This window comes from Aequorivita sublithincola DSM 14238, from assembly GCF_000265385.1.
In the GTDB taxonomy this organism is placed as follows: domain Bacteria; phylum Bacteroidota; class Bacteroidia; order Flavobacteriales; family Flavobacteriaceae; genus Aequorivita; species Aequorivita sublithincola.
Genome location: NC_018013.1, coordinates 172,195 through 190,831 on the forward strand (window position 1 = coordinate 172,195; position 18,637 = coordinate 190,831).

The 18,637-nt window shown below is 33.2% G+C and carries 20 protein-coding genes; 7 read left to right on the forward strand and 13 right to left on the reverse strand.

The window, feature by feature from the left end; translation table 11 throughout:
* Window positions 1-428 precede the first annotated feature (428 nt).
* From AEQSU_RS00820 to AEQSU_RS00880, 12 genes are all read right to left on the reverse strand, one after another.
* Window positions 429-752: a GIY-YIG nuclease family protein gene (locus AEQSU_RS00820; RefSeq protein WP_014780953.1), complete on the reverse strand. Its 324-nt coding sequence runs from the start codon at window positions 750-752 to the stop codon at window positions 429-431.
* Between the two features lie 401 nt (window positions 753-1,153).
* Window positions 1,154-1,738, reverse strand: coding sequence for a hypothetical protein (locus tag AEQSU_RS00825; RefSeq protein WP_014780954.1), 585 nt, complete (start codon window positions 1,736-1,738; stop codon window positions 1,154-1,156).
* Window positions 1,739-2,006: 268 nt separating this feature from the next.
* Window positions 2,007-2,381: a GreA/GreB family elongation factor gene (locus tag AEQSU_RS00830; protein WP_014780955.1), complete on the reverse strand. Its 375-nt coding sequence runs from the start codon at window positions 2,379-2,381 to the stop codon at window positions 2,007-2,009.
* Window positions 2,382-2,850: 469 nt separating this feature from the next.
* Window positions 2,851-3,012 (reverse strand): hypothetical protein, encoded by a 162-nt coding sequence (locus AEQSU_RS16555; RefSeq protein WP_157429232.1) that lies wholly within the window; start codon window positions 3,010-3,012, stop codon window positions 2,851-2,853.
* A gap of 45 nt (window positions 3,013-3,057) precedes the next feature.
* Window positions 3,058-3,708, reverse strand: a complete 651-nt coding sequence (locus tag AEQSU_RS00840) for a phospholipase D family protein (RefSeq protein ID WP_042491539.1) — start codon at window positions 3,706-3,708, stop codon at window positions 3,058-3,060.
* 175 nt (window positions 3,709-3,883) lie between these two features.
* Window positions 3,884-4,747 (reverse strand): DUF3037 domain-containing protein, encoded by an 864-nt coding sequence (locus AEQSU_RS00845; RefSeq protein WP_014780957.1) that lies wholly within the window; start codon window positions 4,745-4,747, stop codon window positions 3,884-3,886.
* Complete coding sequence (locus AEQSU_RS00850) at window positions 4,744-5,568, reverse strand: HipA family kinase (protein ID WP_014780958.1); 825 nt, start codon at window positions 5,566-5,568, stop codon at window positions 4,744-4,746. Before AEQSU_RS00850 ends, AEQSU_RS00845 begins: the two co-directional genes overlap by 4 nt.
* Window positions 5,565-6,719 carry a restriction endonuclease subunit S gene (locus AEQSU_RS00855; RefSeq protein WP_083834422.1) on the reverse strand — a complete coding sequence of 385 codons (1,155 nt, stop codon included), beginning with the start codon at window positions 6,717-6,719 and terminating at the stop codon, window positions 5,565-5,567. Before AEQSU_RS00855 ends, AEQSU_RS00850 begins: the two co-directional genes overlap by 4 nt.
* Before the next feature lie 140 nt (window positions 6,720-6,859).
* Window positions 6,860-8,488 (reverse strand): HsdM family class I SAM-dependent methyltransferase, encoded by a 1,629-nt coding sequence (locus tag AEQSU_RS00865; protein WP_014780959.1) that lies wholly within the window; start codon window positions 8,486-8,488, stop codon window positions 6,860-6,862.
* A 17-nt stretch (window positions 8,489-8,505) separates the two neighbouring features.
* Complete coding sequence (locus tag AEQSU_RS00870) at window positions 8,506-9,474, reverse strand: virulence RhuM family protein/type II toxin-antitoxin system death-on-curing family toxin (protein WP_157429233.1); 969 nt, start codon at window positions 9,472-9,474, stop codon at window positions 8,506-8,508.
* Window positions 9,475-9,484: 10 nt separating this feature from the next.
* Entirely contained in the window at window positions 9,485-9,748 is a 264-nt protein-coding gene (locus AEQSU_RS00875; protein WP_014780961.1) for a virulence RhuM family protein, read from the reverse strand.
* Complete coding sequence (locus AEQSU_RS00880) at window positions 9,723-12,791, reverse strand: type I restriction endonuclease subunit R (RefSeq protein WP_014780962.1); 3,069 nt, start codon at window positions 12,789-12,791, stop codon at window positions 9,723-9,725. Before AEQSU_RS00880 ends, AEQSU_RS00875 begins: the two co-directional genes overlap by 26 nt.
* A 294-nt stretch (window positions 12,792-13,085) precedes the next feature.
* Here AEQSU_RS00880 and AEQSU_RS00885 point away from each other — a divergent pair, with 294 nt between their 5' ends.
* Window positions 13,086-13,274 carry a helix-turn-helix domain-containing protein gene (locus tag AEQSU_RS00885; protein ID WP_014780963.1) on the forward strand — a complete coding sequence of 63 codons (189 nt, stop codon included), beginning with the start codon at window positions 13,086-13,088 and terminating at the stop codon, window positions 13,272-13,274.
* Window positions 13,275-13,481: 207 nt separating this feature from the next.
* Here the strand turns inward: AEQSU_RS00885 and AEQSU_RS00890 are convergent, their stop codons facing one another.
* Window positions 13,482-14,744: a hypothetical protein gene (locus AEQSU_RS00890; protein WP_014780964.1), complete on the reverse strand. Its 1,263-nt coding sequence runs from the start codon at window positions 14,742-14,744 to the stop codon at window positions 13,482-13,484.
* 20 nt (window positions 14,745-14,764) lie between these two features.
* Here AEQSU_RS00890 and AEQSU_RS00895 point away from each other — a divergent pair, with 20 nt between their 5' ends.
* The 6 genes from AEQSU_RS00895 to AEQSU_RS17055 all read left to right on the forward strand — a co-directional run bounded on the left by AEQSU_RS00895 (window position 14,765) and on the right by AEQSU_RS17055 (window position 18,635).
* A complete protein-coding gene (locus AEQSU_RS00895; protein WP_014780965.1) occupies window positions 14,765-16,420 on the forward strand; it encodes a tetratricopeptide repeat-containing sensor histidine kinase in 1,656 nt (551 codons plus the stop codon).
* 2 nt (window positions 16,421-16,422) lie between these two features.
* Window positions 16,423-17,088, forward strand: a complete 666-nt coding sequence (locus tag AEQSU_RS00900) for a response regulator transcription factor (protein ID WP_042492202.1) — start codon at window positions 16,423-16,425, stop codon at window positions 17,086-17,088.
* Window positions 17,089-17,334: 246 nt separating this feature from the next.
* Window positions 17,335-17,565, forward strand: a complete 231-nt coding sequence (locus AEQSU_RS00905; protein ID WP_014780967.1) for a DUF4177 domain-containing protein — start codon at window positions 17,335-17,337, stop codon at window positions 17,563-17,565.
* Window positions 17,562-17,864: a membrane protein insertion efficiency factor YidD gene (yidD, locus tag AEQSU_RS00910; protein ID WP_014780968.1), complete on the forward strand. Its 303-nt coding sequence runs from the start codon at window positions 17,562-17,564 to the stop codon at window positions 17,862-17,864. Before AEQSU_RS00905 ends, yidD begins: the two co-directional genes overlap by 4 nt.
* A gap of 278 nt (window positions 17,865-18,142) precedes the next feature.
* Window positions 18,143-18,361: a hypothetical protein gene (locus tag AEQSU_RS00920; RefSeq protein WP_014780970.1), complete on the forward strand. Its 219-nt coding sequence runs from the start codon at window positions 18,143-18,145 to the stop codon at window positions 18,359-18,361.
* Window positions 18,362-18,365: 4 nt separating this feature from the next.
* Entirely contained in the window at window positions 18,366-18,635 is a 270-nt protein-coding gene (locus AEQSU_RS17055; protein ID WP_083834424.1) for a DUF4236 domain-containing protein, read from the forward strand.
* Window positions 18,636-18,637: the final 2 nt, after the last annotated feature.

Below are 18,637 nucleotides of genomic sequence, written 5' to 3' on the forward strand. Positions count from 1 at the left end.
AAAAACTTTTTGCTTTTGTCGGGTCGAGCCCTCCTACTGCGCTCACCCTGACATTCTGCTGTCACACTGATATTCTTTTGTCACACTGAGCGCAGTCGAAGTGCTTTATAGTTAGCTACATACTTCTTACTACTAAGAGGGTTCGACTTTAGTTTATCCTGAGCGCAGTCGAAGTGCTTTGCTATCCAAAACAACATCGTTCTAACTAAGAGGGTTCGACTGCGCTCACCCTGACATTTGGATTTTTGATTAACATTCTGCTGTCACACTGAGCGCAGTCGAAGTGCTTTGTGGTTAGCAACATGTTTTTTACTACTAAGAAGTTTCGACTTTAGTTTATCCTGAGGCTGTCGAAGGGCTCACCCTGAGATCATACTATTACACTGATATCCTTTTGTCACACTGAGCGCAGTCGAAGTGCTTTAAAGTCACTCACTTTCTAACTTGTATTTATAGTGAGTTGCATTCCTACATTCCGATAAAATCTGTAACATATCATAATCTCCATCAATCAATGCTTTTTTCTTTGCTCTTGTCCACCTTTTAATTTTTTTTTCAAAATAAATTGCTTGCAATACATCATTGAATTCTTGATGAAATTTTAAGGTTACCGGTCTCCTTTTATAAGTATAGGCATCTCTTTTAGTGCCGGCTTGATGTTGTTCCAATCTTTTTGATATATCATTGGTAATACCAGTGTAATATGACTTGTCAGAACATTCTAATATGTAAACATAGTATTGGTAGTACATTTTTGTTATGTTAGTTTGAAAACCTTCGACTTTAGTTTATCATGAGCGCAGCCCAACCTTACAACGACACTCTACTGTCATACTGAGCGCAGTCGAAGTGCTTTGCTATCCAAAACAACATCGTTCTAACTAAGGGGTTCGACTGCGCTCTCCTTGACATTTGGATTTTTGATTAACATTCTGCTGTCACACTGAGCGTAGTCGAAGTGCTTTGTGGGTAGCAACATGTTTTTTACCACTAAGAGGGGTCGACTGCGCTCACCCTGACATTTGGATTTTTGATTAACATTCTGCTGTCACACTGAGCGCAGTCGAAGTGCTTTGTGGTTAGTAACATGTTTTTTACTACTAAGAGGGTTCGACTGCGCTCACCCTGACAACCGAAAACAGACAACCGACGACTAATTAGCCGGCGTAATCATAATATGCGATCTATGCGTACCCGCATCCATTAACCAAGGCATACCGGGATCTTGTGGTTTTGTGGGCAGGCCTGTGCTTTCGCCAGTCATATAAGGTTTGTAAATTACGTAACGTATTTTACTGTTTTGAAGTTCGCCGGTTTCGGGATTATAATCTTTTTCCTCTCCAGCTACTATATACGTCATAGAGGGTTCAGTAGGCATTATTAGCGTTCCATTATCTATTTCATTCTTTCTTGCTTCCCGCTTTTCTTCATTGGTTTTACCTTCTGCGGCCAACTGTCTGCCTCGCGCCATAAAAGGTTCTAACTCGGCACCATAACAAGCTACACTTATGCCTTCGTTATTGGGGTCGTCTGCCAAGCAGACCATGCGGTTTGTACCTTCTTTTAAGGTAACCAATTTTCCTTCGGGATTATAACCAAGAACTGTAACACCCACCTTATACATTTCTGGCGCAGCCAAAATTGCTGTTTTTATCTGAATGTCTTTAGGTAAGATTTTAGTTTGCGAAAATGCAGAAAATGTAAATGCAAAAGCGAGGAGGAATAGTAGTTTTTTCATAGTTGAGGTTTTTTTAAAGTGAAGGTTTAAGATACGGCTTTTTGGAGAAATATAGTACAGTTGAATAAGTTAGAGTTTTAGATGTTGGGGAAAAATGAGTTATTAATAGTAATGTTGAAGTGTTCACGGGCAAAAGACCAAAGCTATCGGGAGTCGCAGAAGCTGGGAAATTACTATTTTCATAGCCTACAAGTCAATTAATCGCCCTTAAAGAAAAAGGAGCCTTTGCTTTATGTAAGCAAAGACTCCTTATTTTGATTTTGAAAGGTTAAATATTTTCAACCTCTAAAATTTCCAGTTTTCTTTCTCCTTCCCTAAAAGGCCAATTTATAATATCGCCTACCTGTCTGCCCACTGTGGCAACGGCAACATCGCATAAAATAGAATATTTCCTTTTTTTATTGTTTGTTTTAGTGGTTGACACAAATACATATTCATTTTCTTTGTTACCCGTATGATCTTTAATTTTTACGCGACGGTTTACCGTGACAATATTATCTGGTAAATCTCGCCTATATACTTGTTCGGCATTTTTTAATTCTAATAGTAATAATTCTTCTTCTTGTTTAGTTACCTTATTTCTTCGTATATGATCTTTAATCATATCATATATTCCGGTTGTTAAAATTACATTTTTTGACATACTATTATTTTTTTTAGAATTTCCTTCTTAATACTATTTAGTAGTGACTCAAACATTCAAAATAGTGCGCAATATATTGAGCTCCTGTTTTTGAGTGCTAACAGCAGTTAAGAAGAAAAATAGATTAAATTTTGAGAATAATTTAAAGAGTAGCCCTGTTATGAGTCGTAACAGGGATTAATGTATAAACTCTTTTGAATCTTTTAAAAAAATATCGTCCAGTAAGTAGGATAATGACAGCGCTACCCCTAAAGGAGTTTTTGTAGTATATAGAATGCGAGCTGCTACCATTTTATTAATAATTAACGAGTTACAAAGATAATCATTATAATCAATCTTTCCAATGTTAGAGCTAAGTCTTGGGTTATTTCGTTATTTGTTTAATGCTAATGCTGGTATTCGACACGGTAGATAATGATACTTGCAGAGGTGGGGATACGAGCGGGACGCTCGGGTTAGCCGAAAGTTATTATAAATTAAATTTCTCTTTTGCTCCTTTCCAATTTTTATTTAATATAGGTTTATTTACCGATGTTTCCCCGTTAGATAATTCACCGGAAAAGTGGCAATATTTTTCAGGGAAATCTGGGTTTTTATATTTGTTCCACAATTTAAAAGCTTCATATTGCATTGGCTTTTTAATATCAAAAGCTATTTCTTTTCCTGTCCTAATGCACTAACCATTTTCGTTTTTAGAAATGTCAGTGTTTTTAGTTTCTGCTTTTTGAATATTTTTTTTGAATACTTTGCTATAGCTTTTATTATTAAAAAATTCAGAAAGCTTATCTATTTCAATTTCTGATTTTACATATTTATTTGAACTTAAAATATTCTTTTTTTCATAAACGGGTACTTTTTTATAAAGTAACTCAGCTTGATCGACAACGGTTGAAAAATACTGCCAAGCTTCTTCATCTAAATTATTTCCCCCAGTGAAAGAAGCTATTGATTTTTTCTCCATTAAAACACCAGCTTCTATATTATTATTTTGAGAAAAACCATACAAATTCATTGTAGTTAATATTGCTTTAGACTCATTTGCATAATATTTGGCATGAAGTCTTTTTTCATGTAATATTTCAATATTTGGAAATTGCTTAAAGAAATCGAAATCCTCTTGCTTCATACTTTTTGACATATCCTCCTCATTCTTGCCGAACAAAACAGTGATTCTTATTCTATCATCGTGAACCTTTGTGAGCAATGAAGATTTGTATCTCTCATGTAGTTGGATGTATGGTGAAATTAATATAATATCACCATGAGCTGTTTCAAATATTTTCTCTAGCTCTGAGTTTAACTCATTTCCTTTTAAAAATTTCGCCATAATTTTAATTTAATGTTTGCTTTTTTAGAGACACGTGCGGGACGCTCGCGCCAGCAGGGAATTTAACTATCAATAATATAAAACATTACGGAATACATTTATATTTCATAAATAAAAAATGGCTCTATGCTTCAAAGTAATTATTTGGATTCTGATTAATAGACCAGTGTAGAGATTATTTTACTATATCAAGGAATTTAGTCGCCTTTTTTTCGATAATTAAATCTGCAACCTTATTTGATTCTTCTGGGTGAATAACAGAAATTAATGAATTATAACAAACAGATTCCCACAGCTTGTGTTCTTTACTACCTACTTTTTCTGGTTCTTCAGAAATGAGATAAAAATTATTATCCTTCAATGATTTATTATACTTGTTCGTTAAGGATGATAAAAGCGTAAAATAATGGCTAATATCTTTATCTAAAACTTGTAAAGATTTATTAAAAGAAAGGGATTTAGCACCAATAAGGGATCCGTTTAGCCCAATACAGTCCATTTCAAAAGGGAAGTAAATTGATGGGAAGGTTTCTGGGTTAAATTTATAATAAGTGTGAACTTTATGGTCTACTTTATTTATTAATTTTCTTTTAATTATACTTCTTGAAACCGAAATATCATTATCTGCTATATCAAAATTTTTATGTACAGATTCCTTGAACAAAAAGTTAATTAACTGTTCAAAAGATGTTTCACTAACCTCATCATAAAGTCCTTTTGGCTTAGAAAATTGTAGCAGACCATTAGCGTAATTGCTCAAATAATTAAAATATGATATATCAGATAATTTATCAAAATTATAGAAGATTTTTAACTCCTCTTTATCTGCATTTATACTTTCGCACTTTTCAATAATTTGATTAATAATGAAATTTACATTTACATTTTTATTATCAAGCAATGTATTTGCCAATCTCTTTTTATTGTCTGAAAAATAATATCGAAACTTTTCACCATCAAACAAAAGCATACCTATTGCTACAGAATCTTCTGTTGCAATGTTAGGTGACAGTTTAAGGATGGAGTAAAAACTTTTCATTGGTGTAATCTATAAACGTACTCGTCAAAAACTTTATTGTTTCTTTCTTTATTGAACAAAAACTCTTTTAATGCGATAACAGAATCTAAATCAATGTTATAAAAACCAGCTATTTGACTCATAAATTTATCAAAATCTTTTTCGCAACGTCCTATGCAAAGATAAAAATATTCTCTTTCGTTGTTGATAAAACTGTTAGTAACTTGAATGTACTTTTTAATCAAATAGCCTAAATCTGAAACTAAAAGATGGTCATTACCACTTGCGGCCACAAATTCAGGGTTTAAATCTTTATAGGACATTGTACTAAATATAAAAGCATTATCTATGGCTATTACATTAAATTTATTTTTGTGTGGCTCTAATATTAAATTGTAATTGGTTGGTTTTCTGTCATCATTTTCAACCCACGTATCAAATAATGTTATATGAAAAACGTCTAGCGGATTGTTTATTTTATTAAATGCTTTCTTTTTTTCTGTAACTATTAAAGCATTTACATCAATTGCATTTTCTATATACTTTGAGCCAAAACAGGGCGTATTGTAGTAATGCGGCTTGTGGTTTATTGATAAATTATCTTTGGCTAAAATTAATGCGGGCGCAATGGTTATTAATTTAATTTCTGGTGTTGCAACTTCCCATTTATTTAAGAAATAAGAAGCCAAAAATTCATTTATTAGTGAATAGGGCGGCACTTTGCCTTTATCATTTTTTGCTACATACATTTGATAATCGCTCCCTAAAACTCTTAAAGGACTGTGCCCTTCAGTGGGAATTTCTTTTAGTATTGCGTTTGTATGTATTGCTTTAATAATCATTTATGCTTTCCATATTCATTTTGGGGCTCCGCAACCATCCCCAACTCCCCTACACGCTCACCATAACCATCCCAAACACGAACCTGCCCATTCATCAACATAGGCAATAACCAATCCCGAAGCTCTGTGAGCTTTTGGTTTTGTTTTGAATTAACTATTATTTTATGGTGTAAGGGATCAGCTATTTTTTTGAAAGATTCTAAAATGTTCTTTTCAGGAATACAAACTTTTAAACCAAAAAGGTCATCTTTTGTTATTGAACCGAATGTGGTTCCAGAAGCATTTCTACGATCAAAAATTTGTTTGAAATATTCCATTTGACTCCATAGAAAAGAAACAGATCCTTCTTTTTCTCTCAATGCTGCCAATCCACGACCAATACAGCAATCTTCCATTGCTTGATTTAATGTTCCTACAGGCGCTCTTACCGATAATAGGATATCATTCTCTTCAGCCATTCGGGATGGTTCGGTTGTATACTTTCTAACAGTGGGGAATCTTGAACCAAAATCTGTAGAACCTTGATAAAAAACCGTTCCAATTCCATCTTCATTATATGAACTTCCAGATGGTGATTGTCCCATTGTAATATCTGCTATATCTGATAAAACACCATCTTCCCACCCCTCAGGAATCTCCCGCTTCAACTCCGCATTAAAAACCATCTTCCCACCAGACGATTTATAAGGTTTCCCATTAGCATCAGGAAAATCAAACTGCACAAACGAATAATCATAAAGCGTTTTTGCCATCGCTTCTAACTCTTGGTTTATTTTGTTGTTTACTTCTATTTTGGCATCTAAATCGGAAAGGACTTTGGCTATTTGTTTTTGGGTTTCAAGATTTGGCAACTCTATTTCTAAAGTATTTAAAAAACTAATAGTTAAAGCTTTCTGAACGGCTCCAATATTATTATTATTGATTTGCCTAAAAAAGAAACTTGATTTTAACCATTGAATTAAATAATCTTTGTTAATAATTGTCGGATCAATATTTTTGAGCCAAGTCAAATTTCCATCTTTAAAATAAAAATCATAGTCAAGATTGACTAAAAGAGTAATTCCTAAAGTACCAACAGATGTAATAAGTATGTCTCCATTTTTCGGAGCTCCAAACTTATCTTTTAAAAAGTCGAATCGCTTTTTTGAAATATAATGGTTCTCTTACATTTTCACCTTTAGAAATTTCAATAATTTCTTTACTTCTGTAAAAAGGTATGCCAATCTTGACATATTCACTTTTCAAGATTCTTTTACTAGAGGAAACCTGACAAAATTCTGAAAATTTATATTTATTCTTCAAAATGAAAATGTTTCAAATTATCCTGAATCTCCTTTTCCAAACCTTTACTTTCAGCAAAAAGAATTTCTAAATTACTTTCAATACCTTTCATTTTAGCAGTAAATTCTTCCGCAGTAATGTCTACGTATTCTATTTTAACTTCAAAATATTGCCCTGCGCTTAGGCTATAATTTTTGGCTTTTATATCATCGTAACTAACAACAACAGAGAAATCTTCCTTTGCTTCTTTCGCATTAAAAACATCTATAATTTGTTGTTCCTCAGCTTCGCTTAAAACTGTTTTTTGGTTTTTTCCTTCTTTTACTTTGGTACCTAAATTAGAAGCATCTACCAAAACCACATCTTTTGTATTCGTTTTATCTAAAAACAAAATGCTTACATTGGTTCCCGTAGTTGCAAAAATATTTGAGGGCATACTTACTACGCCTGCCAGCATTTTGCTTGCTACCAGTTTTTGTCTAATTTTTTTATCTATACCAGATTGTGCGGTTATAAAACCTGTTGGCACCACAATGGCTGCTTTTCCTTTTGCAGTTAAGCTGTACATAATGTGTTGTATAAACAACAAGTAAATAGCCATAGATTCCTTTTTGCTTTTTGGAATATTTGGGATGCCTGCAAAAAAGCGTTCTTTATTGGCTTTACTGTCTAAATCTGCACTATAATCACTAAAGTCTAGTTTAAACGGCGGATTGGAAACTATATAATCAAACTGTTCTAATTGTCCGTTTTCTTGTTTGTGATAGGGTTTCAAAATTGTATTGCCCTGTATAATATTGCGTATAGAATGTACTAGATTATTTAAAATAAGGTTTAAACGCAATAAGGCAGAAGACTTTTGGGAAATATCCTGCGAGTAGATGGTACATTTATCTTCGCCAATGGCGTGTGCAATATTCATTAACAAAGTTCCGGAGCCCGCACTTGGGTCGTAGCAGGTTACATTGTTTACATTGGTATCTGTTACCAAACAGGCTGCCATAATTTTGGCTACGGCATGCGGTGTAAAATACTCTGCATATTTACCACCACTATTGGTGTTGTAATCTTTTATTAAATACTCAAAAATAGTTGCAAAGAAATCAAATTTCTGCGTAAAAATATGCTCAAAACTAAAGTCAACTAATTTGTTTACCAAGGCTTTGCAAAAAGCATCTCTATTGTCGGAAACATATTTGCTTATATTTTCAAACAACACAACTTTTTCGCCACCTTGTGTAAGTACCGAGAAAATATCGCTATTTGTTTTGGCAACGTCTAATAGGGTTTGGTCAAAAATATCGGCAAATTGGTCTTCGTTTTGATGTACAAATAAACGCGATAATAGATTTTTAGGTGCTATGCGTGCTGTGTTTTCACTTATTTGCATGCTTAGCATTTCTAAATCATCGTCTGTATATTTTTCTAAGGCTTTATCAAAAGCAGCTGCTTCTGCTAATGCTGGTTCTAGTTGTTTTAATTCGTAAACGTATTTGTCGTTTAGGAATTTATATAAAAACACTTGGGTAATTATCTTAAATTCGTTTCCGTCATTTCCTAAACCATAATTGGCGCAGACGCTTTTAAGGTCGTCTATAAGTGCTTTGGTTTGGGTTTCAAATAGTGCAGTTTTTGACATTTATTATATTTTCAATTTTAAATTATTTTATTTCTATTTAGTACGCTAATTACTAATCGTTTTACGGTTTCCATTTCTTCTGGTTTGCTTGAAGCTATAAAAAGTGTTAAACTTGCTAAAGTATCGTTACTAATTATTGGCTGATTATTATTAGTAAAAAGAATTTTATTTTGGTGTAAAAACTTAAGAAAACAGGCTGCTGCAATTCGCTTATTCCCATCTACAAATGAATGATTCTTTACTATGAGATATAAAAGCATAGCTGCTTTTTCTTCAATAGTAGGATAGAAATCACGGTTCCCAAATCCCTTTTCAATTTGAGCAATAGAGCTTTGGAAACTTTTATCTTTTTCTTTTCCAAAAATCCCTGAATTAAATTCAGTTTGCATCTGGTTGATTAGTTTTTGGTAATCTGCCAAACTTGGATAATCGGCTTGTTTTAAAGTTAAACCCTTTGTGTCTAATTGTTCGTGATCATAATCATCTAATAGGCTTAAACCACTCGTAAAAATTGTAAGCCACTTATCATCAGTTGTTTTTTCTTCAATAGCTCTACTTAAAATTTGAATACCATTTTTTAAGATGTGTAATTCTTGTTCCTTTTGGGCTAATCGTTTTTCGTTAATAGCGTACCCTTCAGTTAAATATTGTTTTAAAATACTATTTGCCCATATTCTAAACTGTGTACCTCTTTGTGATTTAACTCTATAACCTACAGATATTATTACATCAAGATTGTAATGCTCAATTTTTCTTTTTACGTTCCTTTCCCCTTCTTTTCGAACTGTCAAGGATTCCTTGACAGTTGCATCTCTATTTAATTCACCTTCATTGAAACAATTATTAATATGAAGACTAATGTTTTGTTTTGTTTGTTCAAATAATTGACTTAATTGATTTTGAGTTAACCATACTGTTTCACCATCAAATTCAACATCAACTTGTATTTGATTCTTGTTTGTCTTATAAATTAGTACTTCATTCATATGCTTTCTATCAAACTGTCGCATATTTTGCGACAGTTGCATCCTTACTCAATTCACCTTCTTTAAATACATTATTTACATGTTTAGCAATAGTCTTAATATCTCTATCAAAAAAAGTAGCAAGTTGATTACGATTTAACCAAACTGATCTATTGTCAAGCTGAACATAAACTTCAACTTGATTATTTTCAAACTGAAAAATTTTTATTTGATTTTGTTCTTTCACTATTTCTTTTTGATTAAATATTTTAGGCAACTCTTCCGTTGTATTCATTCATATATTCTTTTACTATAATGCTGTTTATCCGTTTTACATCGGTTGTATTAACTGCTATATTTTGATCTGTTTTAAATTGGTTAATCACCAAACGCATTACCATCCTCTCTACATAACTCTCGTTTTCTAAAATCTTTGAGTTTTGTAGAATTTCTTTATCTACCGCTGTTTTTAATCCTTTTAAAGCATCAAATAATTTGCGTTCGCTATCTGTTAAAGGGTTCTTTTCCATTAAACGTTTATGGATTCGGGCGTACTTGGCATCATAATCATACTTTGCTCTTAATAGTTGATTTTCGCGTTCTAATGTTTTGGCTTTATCGTAAATAGTGTTTAAGGCTTTAATATTGGCTTCCATTTCTTCTTTAGAAACTTCACTTAAATTTTTCTTTTTAAATAAACGCTCTAATTCTTCGCGCAAGGATACAAACACAGGGTCGCGAGGATCAAAATTTCCGCCAAGCATTTCGCGTGTTTTCTGTAAGATGTTTTTAAGCTCGTCTGCCAATACCATTTCTTCTTCTTTTATTTTGGTAAAAGCGAAGATTACGTCTTCTAAAGCGAGGTTTAAAATATTTGTAGTATCTACGTTATGTTCTAATGCGTCTCTTGTATTTATTAAACTTAATCTATCGTTTGCTAGACGTGCAAGAACCGTTAGTTTTCTGAACTCCAGTTTTTCAAGTAATTCAAAATTACCAGACAAACGAATAAGATTGTAGAGTTCTTTGGCGTTATTTAATGCTTTTGCAATTTGGCGTATTTCTGTGCGGTCGTTTATGTCGCTTATTTGCTCGCCAAAAACAGTTGCATTCTCTGTATTGAATTTAAAAAGAACGTCTTTAATCTCTTCAATTTCTTGTTCTATTTCTTCAGGCTTCTTAAATAGATTAGAGTAATGCTGCATTTCATCACCTAATTCAGATTGCAATTCATTAAAATAATCTTGGTTGGTTTTATCAAACTCCTTTTGAATATCGGCAAAGTCAACTACATACCCATATTTGTGCTTCTTGTAGGTTCTGTTTACGCGCGTAAGGGTTTGAAGTAAATTGTGCGATTTGATTTTACGACCGATATATAATTTCTTTAAACGCTTGGCATCAAAACCAGTTAGCAACATATTATATACGAACAGGAAATCTATGTTACCAGCTTTATAATCTGCGACCCAGTCGTTTCGGTCTTGCTTGGTGCCAATGTCATGTAAAATTACCTGTGCGGTGTTTACTTTGCTGTCGTCATTCTTTTTTCTTCCATAACTCGCAGGTTCTTCTGCTGCAAGATTTAAGATAGAAGTTGTAGTATCAGCATACTTTTCCTGAAAAACCTCGTGCATCATTTTAGCCTGATCGGAAGAATCACAGACTACCATTCCACCAATCGTATTATCGTCCATTGAGATTCGTGCTTGTTCCATATCTTTTACAATATAGTCCAGCATGGGTTCTACAAATCTATGATGAGAGTAAATAACTTTCTTTTCTGAATTGCCTTGTAGCACTTTAAGTTCTTCAAGGGTTTTCTTTAATGCCAGTTTATAATTGGTTTCAATTTCTTCACGAATCAATCGTAAAGTATATCCATCTTTAATAGATAAATTGTAATAGTATTTATGAATATAATCGCCAAATAAGGTTTTGGAATTATATTCTTTTCCTAATAATGGCGTGCCTGTTAAGCCTATTTTAATAGAATGTTTATCGGCTAATTCTAGATTGGCTAAAAAGCTTCCTTTGGGATTATAGCTTCTGTGTACCTCATCTAAGAAAAACACACGTTGTACCCCTAAATTATAGTCATTGTTTTTTATTACATCTGGATCATCTTTAAATTTCTGAATATTTACTACTGTAATTTCAGCTTTTCCAGAATCGTTGTGAATGACTTTTGTGGATTTTATATCTCTTGTAAACGCATCTCTACTATTTACTTTATGAACCACTAAGCCGCGAGCTGTAAATTCCTTGGCAGCTTGGGTTAATAAATCCAATCGATCTACAATAAAGTAGAATTTTGGAATAATGTTTTTCTTTTGATAATAATCTGTAAGATGTTTTACATTAAAATACGCCAAGGCTGTTTTTCCAGAGCCTTGTGTATGCCAAATAATTCCTTTTTTTATCCCAGCTTCTAATTTGTTTTCTATCGCTTTTGTTGCAAATAACTGCGGATAACGCATTACATGTTTTTCTAATCCATTTTCTTCTTCTACGTAAGCGAGAGCATATTGTAATATGAATTTTAAACGATCTCTTTGAAATAAAGATGTGGAAATAGCATTCGTTGGAGTAGTTGGACTTTTATTGGATAGATACTCATTCGAGTTTTTAATACTAAGAAGGTTCGTATCTTTTAATATAAAGTTTTCGTCCTCTTCTGAAAGTGGCGCGAGCAACTCATTTAAATCAAAAGTTTCTTCTTCCCTGAAGTAATTGAAAATTGGTTTAAAATAATTGGTGGTACTATAAAATGCACCTTCTAACATTTGAGTATCATCTTCTGAATACTTCATATTGTTAGAAAACACCATTAGCTGAGTGATGTTTATGAACTTTCGGAATTTCTTATTCTGAAAACGGCGTTGCATCCGTCTGTGTTCATCTTGAACGCCATCTCTATTATTAGGTTTTTTCACCTCAATAAAAACCAAAGGCATTCCGTTTATTAAAAGTATGATGTCTGGCCTAAACGTTTCATCATCCTTTTGATACGGTAATTCAGTAACTACGTGAAAAGAGTTATTATCGAAGTTTTTAAAATCAATTAGTTTTATTCCAGATTGGTCTATTAATTTGTTATAAAACGCTCGCCCTAAATCTTCATTTTCCAAAGAAAGACTTACTTCTTGATAAAGACGATTTATATCCGCCTCAGAAATTCCTTGATTAATTTCTTTAATAGATTTTTTGAAAATATCAGAAAAAATATTGGTTTCAATATCCCACACCTGTTCTTTTAGAGATAGGTACTTATAGCCCAACTGTGTAAGATGGAGAATAGCCGGTATTTTTACTCGGGAGTCTTCGTTGAAAGCCATAAATTGGTTAAAGGTTTTTCAAATATAAAACAATAAAAAAGCATCCCAACACAGAAATCCGTATTGGAACAAGTTAATCGGGGAGAATATCAAATATATCAAAACCCTAGAAAACTTTACCTATAAAAGGAACTTTCTCGATAAAATAGCATAAAACTTACCCCGCAATCCTAACAGTTATCGGGACCAAAAAACAACGAACAATTCATTTTCAAGGCTTTCATATTTTGTAATTAAAAAAAATGTTTTATTTTAGTATTAAATCTCCCCGCTAACCTTTAAATATTTTTAATTATGGATTCAAAACGAAAAAAAATTAGAAGAGATTGGAAAAAGAAGATCGCTCTAAGGGAGGAAGAAGTTATGGAGATGCTTGGATTAAGCAAAAGTACTATGAGAAGGCTTCACAGCAATAGAGAGATCCCACATTCAAAATTGGGAATTACCAATTTATATATGCCAAAGGAACTCAAAAAGACATAGTCTTAAAGTAATGATTTGTTTCATGGTTTTGTGTTTCTAAGTGTTGCGAAAACCAAAAGTATATTCAATCAATTTAAAAATATATTAAACCACCAAAGCATTAACAAATCATAGTCTTATTCACCCACTACATTCAATAAAACACCCTTGCTCAAATCTGCATCCCCTTACCAAACAGAAAATATTTCTTAATGAATAGATGGGTATTTAAGGGCAAATATGTTTGCCTATCATATACTTTGTAATTGGTTTAAGAGTTTTTCCAGTCTCTGGATGTAAGCCATAACCCGTAAAGTATTGAAGCCTGCCTTCCTTGTTTTTTCCATACCACACTTTAACACTGCCATCATCATTAAAAAATTGGGTTTCACAATTAGGCAGTATTTTTCTAAAGTCAGTTATCCGCTCCTCCTTATAAACTTTTAAATTTCCGTCCTTTAGTTTCTGCGAATCAAAGGACGTTTCTACATATTGTGTCCCCTCCCATTCCATCCAAGTTTGTTTGTTAAAATAATGATATCCAAAAAATCCAATACATATTAAAAAACATACTGCTATAATTAATCCCAAAACATTTTTTATCCTTCTGGATTTATCAGCCTTATCCCCTTCCTTTGCTGTAAATGCCTCAGTCTCGCTCCCGCCATTCACTATATCCACCTCTTCCTTTAGATTGCTATTTTTATTTTCAAAATCCCGATAATCCGCATATCCCAAATATTTAGCCAAGGCCTGTACAACTCTTGGCTGCTTAATAATAATCTCATCCCCAATATTTGCTTCGTTATATAAATTCCGTAGACTTTTTTCACCATAGGGGAAACTATACGTCAATATTCGCGATAACTCTTCCCCACAAGCGGTTAATGAAGGCTCAATTCCATTTTCCTCTAGCAGGCTTTCCTTCACTTTTTCATAAGCCTTTAAAAGTAATTCTCTATGCATATCGACTGTTTTCAATGTTTTAAAGCTACAAAAATCAGATGGAAAATACTTGGAAATTCTTTTCCAAAACCTTTCCATTCCCTTTCCACCCTTTCCAAGGCATTCTTCCTTCATTTGCCTCAGTATTGCAATGCCGCCCTGGGTGTAACAGGGTTTACAAAACATTTCAATACTACTATTGGAGCCGCAGCGTAAAATGATTGGCCATTTTGGGAAGTAACCTCTCGCCTTACTCCTGTGCTCCACACTTCTCAAATTGGAAGGATTCTCTTCCACCTTAACGTGTTGCTGTAAAATTCTCCAGATAAGTATCTGGACAGTTACACTAGTATCAACTATCAAATCAAACAAAATGAAGAAACTAATTTTAATATTACTTACGGTTTTCCTCAATATGGGTGTCTTTTCCTGTACCCCACAAGCAATTTCAGAGGATGTAAAGAGCACACTGGCTTGTTGTGGAGGTACTGGTAATTTTCCGCCCCCGCCACCACCCCCTGACGGAGGAGGATAAAAATATCCCAAATTCTTAGTACTTTAGAGGAATGAAAAACAAAACATTTTCATTCCTCTTTTTTTGTCTTATCTCTTTATGGGGAGGGCGGTTCACCCTTGAAGCACAAATACAGCGAGACACCATTAACAAATATTATAATTCAATAGTGAGCCCCAATGGAAAAATTGCCATTTCTGAAGGTATTAAATTCTATACCAGTAAAAAAGAATATGACACCAACTTAAATGACACCTTAAAAATTATTCAGGATTTAAGATTGATTGCGATGGGACAATTCGAAATTGGTAATATATATGATAGTGAAAGTGCAGTAGTAGAAGCCATTACATTAATTGATAATTATCAACAAAAAGATACTTTGATTGAGAGTAGAAAAGCACTTTATAATCAACTAGGCAACATATACGGTGAAACAAAAAATTATAATAAAGCTATCGAGTCCTACAATCTGTCACTAAATTTTTCTAAAAATGCATCTCACAGTATTACACTAATCAACAACAAAGCCTATATTTATATAGATTGGCGCAAATATCAAAAAGCTGCAGAAGAACTTAATTTTGCCCATAAAAAATTTGGGGCTGATACAAATTCACTCCAGCTAGCATTTATTCTCGATAATTTGGGATTAGTACAATCCAAATTAGGAAATCCTGAAGCGCTGACAAACTTGAAAAAATCACTAATGATTCGTGAATCAAAAAACAATCTATCTGGTATTTATTCCAGCAATAAGAATCTAAGCATTTTCTATTTTGACAGAAATAAAAAAGCAGATGCTTACGCTTACGCAGAAAAAGCATTTCAAATAGCCACCCAAATGAATAGCGTCTCCTATCTACAAGACGCCCTTTCCCTTTTTGCCATAATGAACGACGATCCAAAAATTGTGCAGTTTAAAAAAATAACGGATAGCATTGCCAAAGAGAAACAACTTACCGAAAACAAAAATGCCTTTATAAAATACAATGTGGCCAATGAAAAAAAGAAAACCTCGGAAGCCCTTTTGGAAAAAGAAAAAGAAAAAAATCAAAAACTTATATTCCTAATCCTTGGAATCATCATTGCACTCACTTCAATCTTTATATACTTCGCATTGCGCATACGGCATAAAAAAGAAAAAATAATACAAGTCCACAACACCGAAAGCCGTATTTCCAAAAAAGTACATGATGAAGTTGCAAATGATGTGTATCATCTAATGGCAAAAATCCAAGGAAAAACCACCGGCCAAGAAGAACTGCTAGACGATCTTGAAAAAATCTATAATAGAACCCGAGATATTTCAAAAGAAAACAGCGCCATAGAAATAGAGGAGGATTTTAGTAGTCAACTCAACGACTTATTGTTAAACTATCAAAACGAAAAAATAACCATATCCACCCGAAACATCTCAAAAATTGATTGGGAAGATATTTCAGATATTAAAAAAACCATTATCTATAGAGTACTGCAGGAATTAATGACCAATATGAAAAAATATAGTGAAGCCTCCGCCGTAGTCCTCGTTTTTCAACAAATCAATAAAAAAATCAGCATCGAATATACCGATAATGGCATAGGCTGCACCCTAAAAAATAAAAATGGACTCCAAAATGCGGAAAACCGTATTCATGCATTAAACGGAACTATTACTTTTGATTCTGAACCCGGAAAAGGATTTAGATCAAAAATTATAATATGACTATGTTTAAAAAAGTTTTGGTTTCAGATGACCTCGATTGTATTAATCAAGGAATAATATCTGTATTGAATACATTGAATATCGAATATATTACACAAGTTGCCTATTGTGATGATGCCTTTCTGAAAATAGAAAAAGCCATCTTGGACAATGCCCCATTCGATCTATTAATAACCGACCTCTCCTTTATAGCAGACCATCGCAAACAAAAATACCCCTCAGGAGAAGTTCTTATTAGAACATTAAAACAAAAACACCCCCAACTTAAAATAATAGCCTATTCCGTAGAGGACAAACTGCAAAAAGTTAGAACTGTTATGTTGGAAAGTAAAGCGGATGCTTACGTTTGTAAAGGACGACATGGCCTAGAACAAATTACAGAAGCTATTCAAGAAGTCTACAAAGGAAACCAATATCTATCCCCCCAAATCCAAAACGCCCTCAATAAAAAACTCTCAGTTGAAATTAGCGATTATGATATCGAAATTCTTAAACTATTATCCCACGGCCTTTCCCAAAAGGAAATAAGTGAGGACTTTTTAAAAAATAACATTACCCCCTCCAGCCTAAGTTCCGTTGAAAAAAAAATCAGCAAATTATGCGATCATTTTAAAGCCAACAACACTACACACCTTGTGGCTATAGTTAAAGACTTAGCACTTATATAATAATTCATTTCCTTCTCCCGCCCATAGCTTATAGCTTATGGCTTATGGCTTATGGCTCAAAGTTTATCTACCTACTTACGGAATACCGTAAAAAAACACAGAAATCAAGTATTAAATTTGTTATGTGAATAGCCAACTTACATATCCTGGGGAAAATATGTAGGTTATTCTCAATCCCTTACGGAATCCCGTAAGGGATTTTTATTTGATGATTGTATGTTTGAAAAATCTTAAAACAAAATTATTATGGAGTACAAAGTAATTCCCTTCGCTGCACACATAGACCATAAAACTGGCTCATCAAACAATGTGGCACTTCAACTAGAACAAATAATAAATAAATATAATCAAGATGGCTGGACATACATTCGTATGGAAACTATAAGCAATAATGTAGCCTCGGACGCGGGTTGTTTTGGGCTGGGAGCTAAGCCCGGATTTACCGTGGTTAGTAATATGCTGGTTTTCAAAAAATGATAAAAATTATCCTCCTTTTAAGTATTAAATACTATTGGAGATTTGTTCCAGAGTCCAAGCGCAGAAAATGTTTGTTCAAAACCTCTTGCTCCCATTATGTATATCAACAAACTAAAGAAAAAGGTATACAAGATGGATTACGGGCGCTAATTTTCAGAATAAATAATTGCAACAACCAATATCAAATAATTGAAATAGGGGATGAAAAAATAATGCTTACCAAAACCAATAAAATCTTTCCAGAAAAGGAATTGAGTGATTTTATTTTAAAAAAATCTAATACTTACGGAATCCCGTAAAGAATTGTTTTTCAAGAGATTTAAATTTGAATATTAATTCTAAAACTTTTTAATTATGGCAACTTATTATGTAAACAAACAAGAACAATCAAATGGAGATCACGAAGTACACACAAGTAATTGTCGATATCTACCAAGTTCAGAAAATAGAAAACATCTTGGCGAATTTTCAAATTGTAAGGAAGCAGTAGCTGAAGCCAAAAAAACTTATTCTCAATCAAACGGATGCTATACATGTTCTAGAGATTGTCATACTTCTTAACCTTAAATTTTAAGATATGAAAAAACTTTTATTATATGGAATTTTTGGAATTCTTATAAATATAACCAGTGCCTGCGATTCAGAGGAAAGTGATTCAGAAATTTATGAAAGTAATTATAATGGTTGTGGAACGCACAATGGACAAACATTGTATGAAGGGCCAGAAGGTGGCTGCTATTACTATAATGGTAATGGTAATAAAACTTATGTAGATAGGTCAGAATGCAACTGTTAATCTTATGGGCTTCAGATATCAAAAAAGAATAAACCTTGGAAAAGGTTTGGGAATTAATATTAGCAAATCCGGCATCAGCCCTAGCTATAGATCCAAGCGAGGTACATTAAGTTCAAAAGGATACTCCATACGCTCAGGCATTCCTGGTATGACCTATCGTAAGTCCTTTAGCAAAAGCAAGAATAGTGGATGCATGCTTATTATACTTATTCTATTCAGCACCTTCTTTTTTACTTCAATCTTAGCGTGTAGCTATAGTGGTATATCACATTAGAT